The sequence below is a fragment of the Micromonospora sp. CPCC 205561 genome (genome assembly GCF_036906775.1).
GTDB lineage: Bacteria > Actinomycetota > Actinomycetes > Mycobacteriales > Micromonosporaceae > Micromonospora.
Genome location: NZ_JBAKHV010000023.1, coordinates 1 through 17,122, shown reverse-complemented (window position 1 = coordinate 17,122; position 17,122 = coordinate 1). Strand labels below are relative to the sequence as shown.

The 17,122-nt window shown below is 75.2% G+C and carries 13 protein-coding genes and 1 pseudogene; 10 read left to right on the top strand and 4 right to left on the bottom strand.

Annotated elements, in window-relative coordinates; all coding sequences use genetic code 11:
• Positions 1-74: 74 nt before the first annotated feature.
• From V6V16_RS14300 to V6V16_RS14265, 8 genes are all read left to right on the top strand, one after another.
• Entirely contained in the window at positions 75-893 is an 819-nt protein-coding gene (locus V6V16_RS14300) for an SAM-dependent methyltransferase (RefSeq protein ID WP_334562506.1), read from the top strand.
• Between the two features lie 4 nt (positions 894-897).
• A complete protein-coding gene (locus tag V6V16_RS14295) occupies positions 898-3,072 on the top strand; it encodes a putative bifunctional diguanylate cyclase/phosphodiesterase (protein ID WP_334562505.1) in 2,175 nt (724 codons plus the stop codon).
• Positions 3,069-3,569 (top strand): DUF456 domain-containing protein, encoded by a 501-nt coding sequence (locus V6V16_RS14290; protein ID WP_334562504.1) that lies wholly within the window; start codon positions 3,069-3,071, stop codon positions 3,567-3,569. Before V6V16_RS14295 ends, V6V16_RS14290 begins: the two co-directional genes overlap by 4 nt.
• 460 nt (positions 3,570-4,029) lie before the next feature.
• Positions 4,030-5,391, top strand: a complete 1,362-nt coding sequence (locus V6V16_RS14285; protein ID WP_334562503.1) for a glutamine synthetase family protein — start codon at positions 4,030-4,032, stop codon at positions 5,389-5,391.
• 92 nt (positions 5,392-5,483) lie between these two features.
• The gene (locus V6V16_RS14280) at positions 5,484-6,839 is read left to right on the top strand and encodes an aldehyde dehydrogenase family protein (RefSeq protein ID WP_334562502.1); all 1,356 of its coding nucleotides are present in this window, start codon (positions 5,484-5,486) and stop codon (positions 6,837-6,839) included.
• 5 nt (positions 6,840-6,844) lie between these two features.
• Positions 6,845-7,612, top strand: coding sequence for a 3-oxoacyl-ACP reductase (locus tag V6V16_RS14275; RefSeq protein ID WP_334562501.1), 768 nt, complete (start codon positions 6,845-6,847; stop codon positions 7,610-7,612).
• Entirely contained in the window at positions 7,609-8,322 is a 714-nt protein-coding gene (locus V6V16_RS14270) for a gamma-glutamyl-gamma-aminobutyrate hydrolase family protein (RefSeq protein WP_334562500.1), read from the top strand. Before V6V16_RS14275 ends, V6V16_RS14270 begins: the two co-directional genes overlap by 4 nt.
• 293 nt (positions 8,323-8,615) lie before the next feature.
• Positions 8,616-12,293 carry a SpoIIE family protein phosphatase gene (locus tag V6V16_RS14265; protein WP_442934085.1) on the top strand — a complete coding sequence of 1,226 codons (3,678 nt, stop codon included), beginning with the start codon at positions 8,616-8,618 and terminating at the stop codon, positions 12,291-12,293.
• A 46-nt stretch (positions 12,294-12,339) separates the two neighbouring features.
• Here the strand turns inward: V6V16_RS14265 and V6V16_RS14260 are convergent, their stop codons facing one another.
• On the bottom strand, positions 12,340-12,639 hold the full coding sequence (locus V6V16_RS14260) for an STAS domain-containing protein (protein WP_334562499.1): 300 nt from the start codon (positions 12,637-12,639) through the stop codon (positions 12,340-12,342).
• A gap of 113 nt (positions 12,640-12,752) precedes the next feature.
• Between V6V16_RS14260 and map the strand changes: the two genes are divergently transcribed.
• Positions 12,753-13,610 (top strand): type I methionyl aminopeptidase, encoded by an 858-nt coding sequence (gene map / locus V6V16_RS14255; protein ID WP_334562498.1) that lies wholly within the window; start codon positions 12,753-12,755, stop codon positions 13,608-13,610.
• Entirely contained in the window at positions 13,607-14,323 is a 717-nt protein-coding gene (locus V6V16_RS14250) for a VIT1/CCC1 transporter family protein (protein ID WP_334562497.1), read from the top strand. Before map ends, V6V16_RS14250 begins: the two co-directional genes overlap by 4 nt.
• Before the next feature lie 75 nt (positions 14,324-14,398).
• Here V6V16_RS14250 and V6V16_RS14245 read toward each other — a convergent pair whose 3' ends face one another.
• From V6V16_RS14245 to V6V16_RS14235, 3 genes and pseudogenes are all read right to left on the bottom strand, one after another.
• Positions 14,399-15,124, bottom strand: a complete 726-nt coding sequence (locus tag V6V16_RS14245) for a nucleotidyltransferase domain-containing protein (RefSeq protein ID WP_334562496.1) — start codon at positions 15,122-15,124, stop codon at positions 14,399-14,401.
• Between the two features lie 9 nt (positions 15,125-15,133).
• Entirely contained in the window at positions 15,134-15,634 is a 501-nt protein-coding gene (locus V6V16_RS14240) for a nitroreductase/quinone reductase family protein (protein WP_334562495.1), read from the bottom strand.
• Between the two features lie 27 nt (positions 15,635-15,661).
• A pseudogene (locus V6V16_RS14235) lies at positions 15,662-17,122 on the bottom strand (ABC transporter permease); the annotation flags it as partial.

Here is a 17,122-nt window from a genome sequence, read left to right as displayed (position 1 = left end):
TGCCCCGCGTGCCCCCGCACGCACCCCGACACCGGCCACCTCCCGCACGGCGGCGACGACACAGGGGTGCAGCAGTGCAGATGCCGGACGGACTTCCCGCCGAGATCGACCTCTCCCGGCCGAGCGCGGCCCGGGTGTACGACTACTTCCTCGGCGGGGCGCACAACTTCGAGATCGACCGGCAGCTCGCCGAACAGATCGCCGGCATGACCCCCAACCTGGCGGCCACGATGCGCGCCGGCCGTGAGTTCCTGCGCCGGGCCGTGCGCACGCTGCTCGACGCGGGCATCGACCAGTTCCTCGACATCGGCTCCGGCATCCCGACCGTCGGCAACGTGCACGAGGTCGCCCAGGACGCCAACCCCAAGGCCCGGGTGGTCTACGTCGACATCGACCCGGTGGCGGTGGCGCACAGCCGGGAGCTGCTCGCCGGCAACGAGCTGACCGGGGTGATCCACGCCGACCTGCGCGAGCCGGAGCGGATCCTGGCCGGGGCGCGTGAGCTGGGCCTGCTCGACTTCGGCCGGCCGATGGGCATCCTGCTCGCCGGCGTGGTGCACTTCATCCCCGACGCCGACCGCCCCGGCGACGTGCTGGCCACGCTGCGCTCCGCCGTGGTTCCGGGCAGCTACCTGGTCGTCTCGCACTCCACGTTCGAGGACCAGCCGCAGGAGATGCTCGACGCGCAGCGCCTCTCGTCGCGCACCGACACCGAGATCACCCTGCGCTCCCGGGCCGAGGTCACCGGCTTCTTCGGCGACTGGACGCTGCTGGAGCCGGGCGTGGTGCACATGCCGCTGTGGCGCCCCGACTCGCCCTCCGACGTGGACGACCACCCGGAGCGGTTCGGCGCCTTCGGCGGCGTCGCCCGGTACGACCAGCCGACCGCCTGATCCGATGGCCGCCGACGCGGACCCCGGCGGCGACGACCTCTGCCGGTCGGGCGCCCAGCGGTACGCGGCCGACTGGGCCCGGGCGGTGCGCCGACTCGGTTTCGTGCCGCTCAGCGCGGCCGAGACCGAGCGGCTGCTGCACCTGCACACCGTCCGGCTGGCCCAGGCGCTGCTCGCCGAGCCGTTCTCGCCGCTGCCGGCGGAGGAGGTCGGGCGGGCGCTGGTCGAGGAGCACCTGACCGAGCCGCGGGTGCTCGACTGGTCGGTGCGGGCGCTCGGCGACCGGTTCCTCGCCCGGGTGCTGCCCGGCCGGGCGCAGCGGGACGAGACGGCGCGCCGGGTCGCGGCGTTGCAGGGCGCGCTCGCCGCCGGCTTCGGCCGCGCCCTGCGCGACCGCACGTTCGCCCAGCAGGAGCGGATCGCCCGCTCGGCCTGGCAGGCGCGCGACGAGGTGGAGCAGGCGCTGCGGGACAGCGAGGCCCGGTTCCGGGCGGTCTTCGTCGGGGCGGCGACGGGCATCGGCATCGCGGCCGTCGACGGCCGGATCATCGACGCCAACCAGGCGTTCGCGGACATGCTCGGCTACTCCATCGAGGAACTGCGGCAGATCAACGTGGCCGCGCTGTTCCACCCCGACGACGCGGCCGGGATGTGGGAGCTCTACCAGGCGCTGATCGAGGGAAAGCACGACAGCGTCCGGGTGGAGAAGCGCTACTACCGCAAGGACGGCAGCGTGGTCTGGACCGACCTCTCCGTCTCGCTGATCCGCCACGACGACGGCCGGCCCCGGTTCACCGTCGCGATGATCGAGGACATCACGGAACGGTACGAACTCCAGCAGCGGCTGCGCTTCCAGGCGCAGCACGACCCGCTCACCGGCCTGCCCAACCGGACCCTGTTCTTCGAGACGCTGGCCCGGGTCGTCGACCGCGCCGCCGGGAACCACCGGGTCGGGGTCTGCTTCCTCGACCTGGACGGCTTCAAGGCCGTCAACGACAGCCTCGGCCACGACCTCGGCGACCGGCTGCTCGTGGTGATCGCCCGGCGGCTGGCCCGGTGCGTCGCGGCACGCGGCAACCTGGTGGCCCGCATGGGCGGGGACGAGTTCGTCATCCTCGTCGACGACGGCGCCGGCATCGACGACGTGGTGGGGGTCGCCGAGGCGGCCCTGGCCGCGGTCTCCGCCCCGGTCCGCATCGGCGAGCACCAGCTCGCGGTCTCGGCGAGCGTCGGCATCGTCGAGTGCCCGGTCGGCGGGACGAGCGCCTCCGAGCTGATGAAGGCCGCCGACACCACGCTCTACTGGGCCAAGGCGGAGGGCCGGGGCCGGTGGGCGGTCTACGACCCGGAACGCGGCGCCCGGGACATCGCCCGTTCCGCACTGACCGCCGGCCTGCCGGCGGCGCTGGAGCGGGGCGAGTTCGTGCTGCACTACCAGCCGATCGTGTCCCTGCTGGAGGGCTCGATGCTGGCGGTGGAGGCGCTGGTCAGATGGCAGCACCCGGAGCTGGGGCTGATCGGGCCGGACCGGTTCATCGGGCTGGCCGAGGAGACCGGGCTCATCGTCCGCCTCGGCGAGTGGGTGCTGCGGCAGGCCTGCCGCGACGCGGAGGCGTGGCGCGCCGAGTTCCCCCGGGCCCGGCTGGTGGTCAGCGTCAACCTGGCCGCCCGGCAGGCCGAGGACCCGCGGATCGTGGACACCGTCGCCGACGCGCTCGCCTGCACCGGCCTCCCGGCGGACCTGCTGCAACTGGAGCTGACCGAGAGCGCGGTGATGGGCACCGCCGGGGAGCCGCTGCGGTCGCTGCACCGGCTGGCCGCGCTGGGCGTACGACTGGCGATCGACGACTTCGGCACCGGCTACTCCAACCTGGCGTACCTGCGCCGGCTGCCGATCCACTGCCTGAAGCTGGCCGGGCCGTTCGTCGAGGGCATCCGGGGCGCGAGCGCCGAGGCGGTGGCCGACCACCGCGACGAGCGGATCGTCGACGCGCTGGTCCGGCTCGCGCACGCGCTGGAGCTCTGGGTCACCGCCGAGGCGGTGGAGACCGGGGCGCAGGCCGAGCGGCTGCGCGCGCTGCGCTGCGACACCGGGCAGGGGCGGTTCTTCGGCCCGCCCGCCCCGGCCGCGGAGATCACCGCCCGGCTGCGCGGCGGGGGGCGGGAGGCGACGGCATGAGCGTGACGGACAGCGAGGCGGCGGTCGGCGTGATCGCCGGGCTGGCGATCCTCGCCGGGCTCGCCGGGGTGGTGGTGCCGGGCCTGCCCGCGCTGCCGCTGTGCTGGGGCGGGGTGCTGGTCTGGGCGGTCTTCGGCGGCGCCGGGCCCGGCCGCTGGGCGGTGCTCGCCGCCGCCACCGTGGTCGCCGCCGGCGGCACCGTGGTCAAGTACGCCTGGCCCGGGCGGAACCTGAAACGCACCGGGGTGCCCACCTCGTCGCTGCTCGCCGGCGGCCTGCTGGGGCTGGTCGGCTTCTTCGTGATCCCGTTGATCGGGTTGGTGCTCGGCTTCGTCGGCGGGGTGTGGGCGGCGGAACGGCTGCGGCTGGGCGACTCCCGGCTGGCCTGGCCGGCGACGAAGCAGGCGGTGGCGGCGGCCGGCCTCTCCATGCTGGTCGAGTTCCTCGCCGGTCTGCTCGTCGCCGGGCTCTGGGTGGCGGGCCTGCTGCTCGCGTGAGCCGGTGCCGGGCGGTACGAGGCGGGGCAGCGCGGTACGGAGGGGCAGGTGCCGGGGCCAGGTGTAGTGACCATGACGGTTGCGGGCGACGGCGCGGGGCGGGCGTCGGGTACGGCGCGGCGCCGTACGGTGAGAGAGAGGTGACGTGCCCCGCGCCGCCGCGATGCCGGGCGGTCCGAGCGCCCGACGGTGGCCCGTCGCGATCGGGCCTGGTCACGGGCTCAAGCATGCGGCGCCCGGGGGCGGCACGGCAACGCAATTTGTCCGGCCGCCGGGCCGTCGCCGGGAACGGCGGGCCGGTGGGCCGCGCGGTCTCGCGGCCCCGGGACCGCCGGTCGGGCCGCCCATCGGGCGGCGCGCCCGCCCGGATCGGCGCCGCCCGGGGTGGTTGCCGGGGCGCCGGGCAGGGCATTGACGGTCGACCGGTTAGCCAGTAGACCTTGGTGATGGAGGCCCGCCGATGAGGAAAGCTCCGCTCACGTTGGAACAGCTGCGGGTCGCCGTCACGGAGGGCGAGATCGACACCGTGGTGCTGGCCCTGGTCGACATGCAGGGCCGGTTGCAGGGCAAGCGGTTCCACGCGCCCTTCTTCCTGGACCAGGTGGTCGCCAACGGCAGCGAGGGGTGCAACTACCTGCTCGCCGTGGACGTCGACATGAACACCGTCGACGGGTACGCGATGTCGAGCTGGGAGCGCGGCTACGGCGACTTCGCCATGGTGCCGGACCTCGACACCCTGCACCGGGTGCCCTGGCAGCCGGGCAGCGCGCTGCTCCTGGCCGACCTGGCCTGGCTGGACGGCTCCCCGGTGGTCGCCTCGCCCCGGCAGATCCTGCGCCGTCAGCTCGACCGGCTGGCCGCCCACGGGCTGACCGCGTACGCCGGGACCGAGCTGGAGTTCGTGCTCTTCCGCGACTCGTACGAGGACGCGTGGCGGCGCGGCTACCGGGACCTGACCCCGGCCAACCAGTACAACGTGGACTACTCGCTGCTGGGTACCGCCCGGGTGGAGCCGCTGCTGCGCCGCATCCGCCGGGAGATGGCCGGGGCGGGGCTGACGCCGGAGAGCGCGAAGGGGGAGTGCAACCTCGGCCAGCACGAGATCGCCTTCCGCTACGACGAGGCGGTGGCCTGCGCCGACCATCACGTGATCTACAAGAACGGGGCGAAGGAGATCGCCGCCCAGGAGGGCATGTCGATCACCTTCATGGCCAAGCCGAACGCGCGGGAGGGCAACTCCTGCCACATCCACTTCTCGCTGCGCGACGCCGACGGCCGCTCGGCGATGCTCGGCGACGGGCCGGCGCACCTGTCGACGACGGGGCAGCGGGTGCTGGCCGGGCTGCTCGCCACCATGCGCGAGTTCAGCCTCCTGTTCGCCCCGAACATCAACTCGTACAAGCGCTACCAGCCCGGGTCGTTCGCGCCCACCGCGCTGCGCTGGGGCACCGACAACCGCACCTGCGCGCTGCGGCTGGTCGGGCACGGGCAGGGCATGCGGGTGGAGAACCGGGTGCCGGGGGCGGACGTGAACCCGTACCTGGCGATCGCCGCACTGGTCGCCGGGGCGGTGCACGGCATCGAGCGGGAGCTGGAGCTGGGCGAGGAGTGCACCGGCAACGCCTACGACGACCCGGACGCCGAGCGGGTGCCGGCGACCCTCCGCGACGCCCTGACCCTCTGGGAGGGCTCGGCGCTGGCCGTCGAGGCGTTCGGCGACGAGGTGGCCGCGCACTACGCCAACCAGGCGCGGGTCGAGGTGGCGGCCTACGACGCCGCGGTCACGGACTGGGAGCTGTTCCGTGGCTTCGAGCGGCTCTGACCCGCGCCGCGTGGTCCGGCCGGCGGCGTCCGCGCCGGGGTGGGCGGCACGCCGGGGCGACGACCGGGATCGCGGGGAGAGGGGTGGGGCGCGTGACTGAGGTGGTCGATCCGTCGACCGGGGAGGCCCTCGGCTGGGTGGAGCCGACGTCGGTCGAGGAGACCGACGCGGCGATCGGGCGGGCGCACGCGGCGTTCGCGCGGTGGCGGGAGGTCGCGCCGGGGGAGCGGGCCCGGGTGCTGCGGCGGTTCGCGGCCGTGGTCGACGCGCACCTGGAGGAGCTGGCCCGGCTGGAGGTGCGCAACAGCGGGCACACGATCGGCAACGCGCGGTGGGAGGCGGGCAACGTCCGGGACGTCCTCGACTACTACGCGGGCGCGCCGGAGCGGCTGACGGGGCGGCAGATCCCGGTGTCGGGCGGGCTGGACGTGACGTTCCACGAACCGCTCGGCGTGGTCGGGGTGATCGTGCCGTGGAACTTTCCGATGCCGATCGCCGCCTGGGCCTTCGCGCCGGCGCTCGCGGCCGGCAACACCGTGCTGCTCAAGCCCGCCGAGCTGACCCCGCTGACGGCGCTGCGCCTGGCCGAGCTGGCCCGCGAGGCGGGGCTGCCCGACGACGTTTTCACCGTACTCCCGGGCGCCGGTTCGGTGGTCGGGGAGCGGTTCGTCACCCATCCCGCCGTCCGCAAGGTCTGCTTCACCGGCTCCACCGAGGTCGGCGCCCGGATCATGGCGGGCTGCGCCGCGCAGGTGAAGCGGCTGACCCTGGAACTGGGCGGCAAGAGCGCCAACCTGGTCTTCGCCGACGCCGACCTGGAGCGGGCGGCGGCCACCGCGCCGTACGCCGTCTTCGACAACGCCGGCCAGGACTGCTGCGCCCGGTCGCGGATCCTGGTCCAGCGATCGGTGTACGACCGCTTCCTGGAACTGCTCGAACCGGCGGTGCGCGCGCTGCGGGTGGAGGACCCGTCCCGGGAGGGCGCCGAGATGGGCCCGCTGATCTCCGCCGCCCGGCGGGACCGGGTTGCCGGGTACGTCGACGGGGCGAAGGTGGCGTTCACCGGCTCCCGCCCCGACGGGCCCGGCTTCTGGTACGCCCCGACGGTGCTGCTCGCCGACTCGCCCGCGGACCGGCACTGGCGCGAGGAGATCTTCGGCCCGGTCGTCTCGGTGCTGCCGTTCGACGACGAGGCCGACGCGATCCGGCTCGCCAACGACACCGAGTACGGGCTCTCCGGCTCGATCTGGACCAGGGACGTGGGCCGGGCGGTGCGGGTGGCGCGGGGCGTGGAGGCGGGCAACCTGAGCGTCAACTCGCACTCCTCGGTGCGGTACTGGACGCCGTTCGGCGGCATGAAGCGCTCCGGGCTGGGCCGCGAGCTGGGTCCGGACGCGCTGCACGCCTTCACCGACGTCAAGAACGTGTTCATCTCGACGGAGGAGTGATTCAGGTGCGGGATCGTCTTGCGGACCGGGTGGCGGTGGTCACCGGAGCGGGCAGCGGGATCGGGCTGGCCACGGTGCGGCGGTTCGCCGCCGAGGGGGCGCGGGTGGTCTGCGTGGACATCGACGCTGAGGCCGGCGGGCGGGCCGCGGACGAGGTCGGGGGCGAGTTCGTGGCCACCGACGTCGCCGACGAGGCGGCCGTGCGGGCACTCTTCGACGGGGTGGCCGAGCGGCACGGCCGGATCGACGTCGCGTTCAACAACGCCGGCATCTCCCCGCCGGAGGACGACTCCATCCTGGAGACGGGGCTGGACGCCTGGGAGCGGGTGCTGCGGGTCAACACCACCAGCGTCTACCTCTGCTGCAAGCACGTCATCCCGCACATGCGCCGGCAGGGCCGGGGCTCGATCATCAACACCGCCTCCTTCGTGGCCCTGATGGGTGCGGCCACCTCGCAGATCGCGTACACGGCGAGCAAGGGCGGGGTGCTGGCGATGACCCGCGAGCTGGGCGTGCAGTTCGCCCGGGAGGGCATCCGGGTCAACGCGCTCTGCCCGGGCCCGGTCGCCACCCCGCTGCTGCTGGAACTCTTCGCCGCCGACCCGGAGCGGGCCGCCCGCCGGCTGGTGCACGTGCCGATGGGGCGGTTCGGCGATCCGGCGGAGATCGCCGCCGCGGTGGCGTTCCTGGCCAGCGACGACTCGTCCTTCATGACCGCCGCGCAGTTCGTGGTGGACGGCGGCATCACCGGCGCCTACGTCACTCCGCTGTGAGCCGCCCGGTCATCGGGGTCACCGCGTACGTCGAACCGGCCGGCTGGGCGGTCTGGCGGGACGTGCCGGCGGTGCTGGTGCCGCAGGCGTACGTGCGGGCGGTCACCGCGGCCGGTGGCCGGGCGGTGGTGCTGCCGCCGGACGACCGCGACGCGGACGTGCTGCGGGTGCTGGACGGGCTGCTCCTGGCCGGCGGCGCGGACGTCGACCCGGCCCGGTACGGTCAGCCGCCGGCGCCGCGCACCGAGAGCCGGCCCGGGCGCGACGCGGGCGAGCTGACGCTGCTCTCCGCCGCGCTCGACACCGACCTGCCGGTGCTCGGGGTCTGCCGGGGAATGCAGCTGCTCGCGGTCGCCGCGGGCGGCACGCTGCACCAGCACCTGCCGGACGTGGTGGGCCACGACCGGCACCGCCCCGCCCCCGGCGTCTACGGCGGGCACGGGGTGCGCTTCGCCCCGGGCAGCCTGGCCGCGACCGTGATGGCCGGCGTGCGGCGGGTCAACTCCTACCACCACCAGGCGGTGGCCGATCCGGGCCGGCTGACGGTGACCGGCTGGTCCGACGACGGGGTGGCCGAGGCGGTCGAGGACCCGCGCCGGCGCTTCCTGCTCGGCGTGCAGTGGCACCCGGAGAACGAGCCGGACCCCCGGCCGATCGCCGCGCTGGTCCGGGCCGCCCGGGGCGGCGGACCCGCTCCCCGGCGCGGGTGACGGCACTTCCGTCGCGTCCGGCGGGTGTCGCACATCACCGTCGGCGGCGCGGCGCCGTCCGGCCGGCGCCGGTATGGTCCCGTACACGGGACCGAGCGTCCGCGCTGGTCAGCCCCGCGGACGAGGGCCGCGCCGGCGATCCGCGCGCCGGTCGCGGCGCCGACGGCCGGGCCGGGTGCACATAACCAGCGCCGGCCGGGCAGTATGCGTTACGTCGCTGGACCGTCGGGGTACGAAGCGGGACACGGTTCGATCACCGGGCCGAGGCGGTGACGGCCGGAGCGGGAGGCAGCATGAACTCGGCACAGGGGGACGTGGACGCGAGCTCCCCGTCCGACCGTGTCCGGGACGTGGAACTCCCTCCGCTGCTGGCCGCCGCCTTCGCCGGCGGCGGGCAGATGGGCGAGATGCTGGGCCGCCACGACTGGTCCGCCCACCCGCTCGGCACCCCCGATCGCTGGCCCGCGGCGCTCTGCTCGGCGCTCGGCATGATGCTCGCCTCCAGCGCCCAGATCGTCATGTTCTGGGGCGAGGACGAGTTCGCCTTCTACAACGACGCCTACCGTCCCACCATCGGCGGCAAGCATCCGGACGTGCTGGGCCGCCCGGCCCGGGAGTACTGGGTGGAGACCTGGGGGGTGCTCGGGCCGCTGCTGGAGGGCGTGCGGCGGGACGGCCGGTCGTACCGCGCGCAGGACCACCCGTTCCCGCTGGACCGTCACGGCTTCCTGGAGGAGACCTACTTCGACGTCTCCTACGACCCGGTGCTGGGCCCCGGCGGCGACGTCGAGGGCATCTACTGCATCGTCAACGAGACCACGGGCCGGGTGGTCGGGGAGCGCCGGCTGCGCCTGCTGACGGAGCTGGGCAGCGAACTGGCCGAGGTGGACGGCCGGGCCGAACTCGGCCGGACCGCCGCGGCGGTGCTGGACCGGTACCGCCCGGACGTGCCGTTCGCGCTGGTGCACCTGCCCGACGACGACGGCGCGCTCGCGATGACCGGGTGCAGCGGTGTCGACCCCGCGGCGGTCACCGTGGCCTCGCCGGCCCGCCTCGCCGAGGTCGTCGGCACCGGCACCGCCGGCACCGTCGCCGTGACGGAACTGCTCGCCGAGGCCCCGGCCGAGGCGACGGAGCAGGCACTGGTGCTGCCGATCACCGCCGCGAACGAGACCGTCGGCACGCTGACGGTGGGCGTCGCCCGGCGGCAGGCGTTCACCGACGAGTACCACGACTTCTTCGACCTGGTCGCCGCGCAGATCTCCCGGGCCGTGGGCCGGCAGCGGGCGTACGAGCAGCAGCGCGCCCGCGCCGCCGAGCTAGCCGCCCTCGACCGGGCCAAGACCAACTTCTTCGCCAACGTCAGCCACGAGTTCCGCACGCCGCTGACGCTGGTGCTCGGCCCGCTGGAGGACCTGCTCGCCGACCCGGCGCTGCCCGAGGCCTACACCGACCGGCTCAACGCCATGCACCGCAACGCGCGGCGGCTGCTCAAACTGGTCAACACGGTGCTCGACTTCTCCCGGCTGGAGTCCGGCCGGCTGGCCGCCCGCTACCAGGCCACCGACCTCGCCGACTACACCTCCCGGCTGGCCAGTACGTTCCGCTCGGCCACCCAGCGGGCCGGGCTGCGCCTGGTGGTGGACTGCCCGCCGCTGCCGGGCCCGGTCCACGTGGACCGGGACATGTGGGAGAAGGTGGTGCTCAACCTGGTCTCCAACGCGGTGAAGTTCACCTTCGACGGCGAGATCCGGGTGCGGATCCGGGCCGTCGACGGGGTCGCCCGGCTGGAGGTCACCGACACCGGCGTCGGCATCGTGCCGGAGGAGCTGCCGCAGATCTTCGAACGCTTCCACCGGGTGCCCGGGGTGCGCTCGCGCACCCACGAGGGCACCGGCATCGGCCTGGCCCTGGTCCGCGAGCTGGTCGAGATGCACGGCGGCACGGTGGCCGTACGCAGCCGCGTCGACGAGGGCAGCACGTTCACGGTGACCGTGCCGTTCGGCACCGGGCACCTGCCGGCCGAGCGGGTCGTCGCCGACACGGGCCGCCCGGAGCCGGCCGAGCTGACGCAGGCCGATCTCTTCGTGGCGGAGACGGCGCTCTGGACCGGCGCCGTCGAGCCGGCCGAGGGGCCCGCGCCGACCCGGTCCGGCGGCGCCGCCGGCCGGATCCTGGTCGCCGACGACAACGCCGACCTGCGCGAACACGTCAGCCGGCTGCTCTCCCCGTCCTGGCAGGTGGTCACGGTCGCCGACGGGGTGGAGGCGCTGCGGCTGGCCGTCGACGGCTCGTTCGACCTGGTGCTGACCGACGTGATGATGCCCCGGCTGGACGGGTTCGGACTGGTCGCGGCGCTGCGCGCGGACCCGCGTACCCGGCACGTGCCGATCGTGCTGCTCTCCGCCCGGGCCGGCTCCGCCGAGGCGGTCGCCGGGCTCGCGGTCGGTGCCGACGACTACCTCACCAAGCCCTTCTCCGGCCAGGAGCTGATCGCCCGCGTCCGGGCCAACGTCGAGCTGGGTCAGCTCCGTGGCCAGATCATCCGCGGGCTGCGGGCCCTGGCCGACGCGGCGGTGGCCGTCAACACGGCCCGCTCCACGGCCGAGGTGCTCCAGGTCGCCGCCCGGCACGCCCTGAGCCTGGCCGAGGCCGCCCGGGTGGTGGTCTCGGCCACCGGGATGCGCTTCGAGGCCGACGGCGGCGGCCTGGCCTCCATCGAGCCGTCGTTCGTGCAGCCGCTGACCGGCACCGGCGGCGAGCGCCTCGGCGAGCTGCGGGTCTGGCGCCCGGACGGCGACGGGACCCGCACCGACGAGGCCGCGCTCACCCAGCTCGCCCGGCTGGTCGGGGTGCGGCTGGAGAACGCCCAGCTCTACGAGGCCGAGCACCGCATCGCCACCACGTTGCAGCACAGCCTGCTGCCCCGCTCGCTGCCGCAGCTGCCGGGCGCCGTGGTCGCCAGCCGCTACCTGCCGGGCAGCGCCGAGGTGGAGGTCGGCGGGGACTGGTACGACGTCATCGCGCTGGGCGACGACGAGCTGGTGCTGGCGATCGGCGACGTGGTCGGCAAGGGCGTCCCCGCGGCCGCCGCCATGGGCCAGCTCCGCAACGCGCTGCGGGCGTACGTACTGGAGGGCTTCGACCCGGGGGAGTCGCTGAGCCGGCTCAACCGGCTCGTCGGCACGGGCGAGGGCGAGGGGCGCTCCTTCGCGACCGTGGTCTGCCTCTGGTTCAGCCCGCGCACCGGCCGGCTGCGGTACGCGAGCGCCGGTCACCCGTCCCCCCTGCTGATCCGAGGAGACGACGTGGCGTTCCTGCACGACCGGGCGCTCGGGCCGCCGGTCGGGGCGATCCCCGGCACCGCCTACCGGACCGTGGAGGGGGAGCTGGCCCCGGGCAGCCGGCTGCTGCTCTACACCGACGGGCTGATCGAGGACCGGCAGCTCGGCATCGACGCCGCCCTGACCACGCTGCGGCACGACGCGGCCGCGCCCGGCGAGCACGTCACCGATCTGATCGACTCCGTGGTGCGGCGGGTCGCCGGGCGGCCGCTGCGCGACGACGTCGCGGTGCTCGCCCTGGAGGCGACGGAACTCAACCGGTTCGCGCTGCGGCTGCCGGCCGACCCCACCCGGCTCAGCGTCCTGCGCAAGCGGCTGGAGGACTTCCTCGTCGCGCACCGGGTCACCGAGACGGACCTGTTCGACCTGACGGTCGCCGTCTCCGAGGCCGCCGCCAACGCCATCGAGCACCCGGTGGAGCCGGCCGAGCCGACGATCGGCGTCGAGGTGACCATCGTCGACCGCACGGTCGTCGCCACCGTGCGGGACAGTGGCCGGTGGCGCGAGTCGACCGGGTCGGGCTTCCGGGGGCGCGGGCTGTCGCTGATCGAGGCGCTGGGGGAGCTGTCGGTGCGCCGTACGGCCGAGGGGACCGAGGTCACGCTGCGCCGGCGGCTGGCGGACTGAGCCCGCCACGGCCCGGCGCCGGGGCCACCGCCCCCGGGCGCGGGGCTCAGGCCGGGCGGAGCCAGGCCTGGTCGCCCAGGCCGGAGATGTCCAGCACCCGGTGGACCTGCCGCGACGGAAGCACGGTGAGCGCGCCGGGGAACTGCTGGGCCAGCCGGACCACGGCGTGGATCGCCGCCGAGTCGAAGAAGGTGACCGCCCGCAGGTCCAGCGTCACCCGCTCGGCCGGCTCCCGCAGGACGGCCTGGAACATGGTGTCGGCGGTGGCCATGTCGACCTCGCCCGTGATCAGGACGTGGAGGTGACCGTCGTCGATCTCCGCGCTGGCGGAGAAGACGGGAGACACACCACCCCCTTGATCCACGGAAGCCACAATTGCACAGCGGGACCGGCACGGCAACAACCGGTACCGGCGGGCGGTGGCGGAGGTCACCGCCCGCGCGGCGATAGGCTTGGGCCATGACCGTCCGTGCGCCGCTGACCCCAGGCACGCTCTCCCCGCTGCGGCCCGTGCCCACCCACATCGTCCGCCCGGAGTACGTGGGCAAGAAGCGTCCCGAGCCGTGGCAGGGCTCGCACGTGCAGACCCCGGAGAGCATCGAGAAGATGCGGGTCGCCGGTCGGCTGGCCGCGCAGGCCACGCAGCTCGCCGGCGAGCACTGCAAGCCCGGTGTGAGCACCGACGAGATCGACCGGGTGGTGCACGAGTTCCTCTGCGACCACGGCGCCTACCCGTCGACGCTTGGCTACCGGGGCTTCCCCAAGTCCTGCTGCACCAGCCTCAACGAGGTGATCTGCCACGGCATCCCCGACTCCACCGTGCTCGCCGACGGCGACATCATCAACGTCGACGTCACGGCGTACCTGGACGGGGTGCACGGCGACACGGACGCCACGTTCTGCGTAGGGGAGGTCAGCGAGGAGGCCCGACTGCTGGTCGAGCGGACCCACGAGGCGATGATGCGCGGCATCCGCGCGATCGCCCCCGGCCGCCAGATCAACGTCATCGGCCGCGTCATCGAGTCGTACGCGAAGCGCTTCGGCTACGGCGTCGTACGCGACTTCACCGGCCACGGCATCGGCGAGGCGTTCCACAGCGGGCTCTACGTGCCGCACTACGACAGCCCCCGCCCCACCGACGTGATGGAGCCGGGCATGACGTTCACCGTCGAGCCGATGATCACCCTCGGCACCCACGAGTACGACATGTGGGACGACGGCTGGACCGTGGTCACCAAGGACCGCCGGTGGACGGCCCAGTTCGAGCACACCATCGTGGTGACCGAGGACGGCCACGAGATCCTCACCCTCCCGTGACCGACCGCCCGGCGGCGCTGCGTGAGGCGCACCACGCGGACGTCTCCGGCGGCTGGCTGCGCCCCGCCGTGTTCGGCGCGATGGACGGCCTGGTCACCAACATCGCCCTGATCGCCGGCGTGGGGGGCGGCGGCGTGTCGCCCCGCAGCGTCGTGCTCACCGGCGTGGCCGGCCTGGTGGCCGGCGCCATCTCGATGGGGCTGGGGGAGTACACCAGCGTCCGTTCCGCCAACGAGCAGGTCGCGGCGGAGGTGGCGAAGGAGCGCCGCGAGCTGGAGCGGCACCCCGAGGCCGAGGCGCGCGAGCTGGCCGAGGCGTGGATGGCCCGTGGCCTGCCGCGCGACCTCGCGACGGAGGTCGCCCAGGCCGTCCGGCGCAACCCGGAGGAGGCGCTGCGGGTGCACGTCCGGGAGGAGCTCGGCGTCGACCCCGACGATCGGCCCAGCCCCTGGGCGGCGGCGCTCTCGTCCTTCCTGTTCTTCTCGGTCGGGGCGCTGGTGCCGCTGCTGAGCTACCTGTTCGGCGCGACGAGCCTGTGGCTGGCGCTCGCCGTCGGCGGGCTCGGGCTCTTCGCGGCCGGGGCGGTGGTCGCCCGGTTCACCGCCCGGGCCTGGTGGTCCGGCGGCCTGCGCCAGCTCCTGCTGGGCGCGGCGGCTGCCGGCGCCACCTATCTCGTCGGCACGCTGATCGGCGTCCAGGGCGGCCTGGGCTGAGCGCGGCGTCCGGGCCCGGCGCGTCCGGTCGCCCGCCGGGCGCGGGCCCGGCGCTCCGGCCCGGGGCGGGGAAGGTCAGCCGTCGAGGAGGTCGTCGACCGTGCCGTCGACGGGGCGGCCCCGCGCCGCCAGCTCGTCCGACTGACGGGTCAGGACGGCGCCCACCTCGGTCATGTCCGCGCCCGCCAGGCCCGTCCGGCGCACCGCGTCGCCCGGGTCCCGGAAGTAGGTGCGGCTGAGCAGGCCGGTGACCGTGGCCGCCGCCAGCCGTGCCTCGCCGAGCATCAGCAGCGCCTGGTCGGTCTCGTACCACTCGGCGAGCCGGGCCGCCCGAGCGTGCGCCGCGCCGCCCCGGTACCAGGCCCGCCGGGCCGCCGTGCTGAACTCGGCCGGCCGGGCCCGGGCCAGCCGGCCCAGGTGCTCGTCGCGGAGCGTGCGCAGCCAGCCGGTCGGGTCGTGCAGCGCCCTGGTGCTGACGTACCGGTCGGCGGTGAGCGGCCAGAGCGGCGAGATCATCCGGGCCTGGCGCAGGTAGTCGTCGGCGCCGGCCACGGTCAGGTCGACCAGTACGCCGTCGACCCGCCGGGTGGACGGGGGCGGCCCGCCCCCGGACCGGTACGTGACCACCAGCAGCCCGACCTCGCCGTCCCCGCCGCCGTCGTCGTCGCCATGGGCCAGCGGGCCGTGCACCGCGACGGCGAGCACGTCGGCCGGGAAGCGCCGGCGGACGGCGTCGGCTACGCGTCCGGCCACCGCCCACCGTGGATCGTCCGGGTGCAGTTCGCCGTCGGCGCCGGTCACCGCACCACCCTATTCGCGGGCGGTCGGCCCGCCCGGCGCGCCGCGCCCGGCGGGCACCAGCCGGAAGACGAGGATCTCGCGGCCGCCGGCGCGCCGCGCGTACGTCCGGTAGGCGGGCCACTCGGTCACCAGCAGCTTCCAGAGCCGGTCCCGTTCGGCGCCGGCGGCGACCTCCGCGCGCACCGGCACCCGGCGGCCCGCGACCGCGACCTCGGCGGTGGGATCGGCGCGCAGGTTCATCGCCCAGCCGGGCTGGTGGGCCTGGCCGAAGTTGGAACCGACCACCACGTACGCGCCGCCGTCGGGCACGTAGAGCAGCGGGTTGCTGCGGGGCTTGCCGGAGCGGCGGCCGGTGGTGGTGATGACGAGCGACGGGACGAGCCCGAGCGCGACCACCCGGCCCCTGGTGAGCCGCCCGACGAGCCGGTCGGCGGGGACGAGCAGCCGGACGGCGGCGCCGAACCAGCGGTGGTGGCCGACCCGGCGGGTGAGGGCTCCCAGTACGGGCACGGCACCAGTGTGCCCGCTCGCGGCCCGTCAGTCGAGACGTCGCTCGACCGGCAGCCGGGACCGGGTGAACAGCCCCGCGCCGAGCATCGCGACCAGCGGCACCACCACCAGGACGCCGAGCGTGGCCCACGGGACCACCACCGGGTACGGCTCCGCGACCGGCCAGAGCCCGGCGTAGCGGCGGTTGACGGCGGTCAGGATGATCAGGGCCGAGCCGAGGCCGGCGACGATGCCGAGCGCCGATCCCAGCACGGCGATGACTCCCGACTGGCAGAGCGACAGCAACCGGCGCAGCCCAGGGCCGGCGCCGACCGCGGCCAGGGTGGAGAGGTCCGCGCGGCCCTCGGCGGCGGCCAGGCCGGTGGCGATGCCCGCGGCGCCCACCGTGATCACCCCGGCCGCGGCGGCCAGCAGGAGCAGCAGCGGCCGTTGGGGGTTCACCGGTTCGCCCCGCTCGATCTCCACCTGCGCCCCGGTCGGGCGTACGGTGGCGAGGAACCGCTCCTCCCGGTGCTCGTCGGGCACGCCGTCGGCGGTGATCGCCCAGCCGAGCGGCTGGACGGTCAGGCCGAGCCGCTCGGCCGCCGGCCGGGAGAGCAGCAGCCGGTTCACGCCGAGCCCGGTGCGCAGCGGGTGGCCGGCGACGGTCGTGACGGCCGGGGCCTCGGGCGACGACTGCCCGGAGCGGGTCACCGCGACGTCGACCCGTCCGTCCACCACGTAGCGCGGGTTGGTCACCACCACGCCGCCGGCCCGCAGCACCGCCGTCGCGGCGGCGACGTCGGCGGGGTCCGCCCCGGTGAGCGCCGGCAGCGCCGTCCCGTCGTCCACCACCACCTGGAAGTACAGGCCGAGGCGGTCCTCCGGGCCGATCCGGCAGCGGGCGTCCGCGCGGGCTTGCCGCTGCTCCGCGGGGCTCAGCCGGTCGCCCGGCGTCCACGGGCAGGCGCGCTCGGGCGGCAGCACCGGCGAGACCGCGCAGGACTTCTCGGCGGTGCCACACCCGGCCTCCACCAGCGGCGCCACCGTGCGGGCGCCCAGATGGGCGCGCGCCGCCCCGGCGATCGAGGCCAGGGGCGGTGGACCGTCCGGGCCGTACCAGGTCACCAGCACGGTGCCGGACGGCAGGGTCGGTTGGTAGATCGCGCTCGTCCGGCTCTGGTCGCTGGCCAGGTACACGCCGATGGCGACGCTGCCGGCCACCGCCGCCATCACGGCGGAGATCGCCGGGGCGGTGGAGGACCGGTTGCGGCTGGCGTCCCGCAGCGCGATCCGGGGGGCCAGCGGCAGCGAGCGCCCGAGGCGGGCGAGCAGACCGACCAGGGTCGGGGTGGCGAAGACCAGCCCCAGCTCGCCGAGGGCCAGGCCGGCGAGGATCACCGTCGGCGCCGTCCCGGCGGCCCCGACCGCGGCCAGCACGGCGCCGCCCACGGCCAGGGCCACCCCGGCGGCCAGCCAGCGCCGCCGGTGCGCCGGCGGCGTGCGCCG

What these genes read in the sequence shown, in the direction of transcription:
- V6V16_RS14285 (WP_334562503.1), top strand. Translation starts at nt 4,030, where the DNA reads ATGAGGAAAGCTCCGCTCACGTTGGAACAGCTGCGGGTCGCCGTCACG.
- V6V16_RS14265 (WP_442934085.1), top strand. Translation starts at nt 8,616, where the DNA reads ATGAACTCGGCACAGGGGGACGTGGACGCGAGCTCCCCGTCCGACCGT.
- map (WP_334562498.1), top strand. Translation starts at nt 12,753, where the DNA reads ATGACCGTCCGTGCGCCGCTGACCCCAGGCACGCTCTCCCCGCTGCGG.
- V6V16_RS14290 (WP_334562504.1), top strand. Translation starts at nt 3,069, where the DNA reads ATGAGCGTGACGGACAGCGAGGCGGCGGTCGGCGTGATCGCCGGGCTG.
- V6V16_RS14295 (WP_334562505.1), top strand. Translation starts at nt 898, where the DNA reads ATGGCCGCCGACGCGGACCCCGGCGGCGACGACCTCTGCCGGTCGGGC.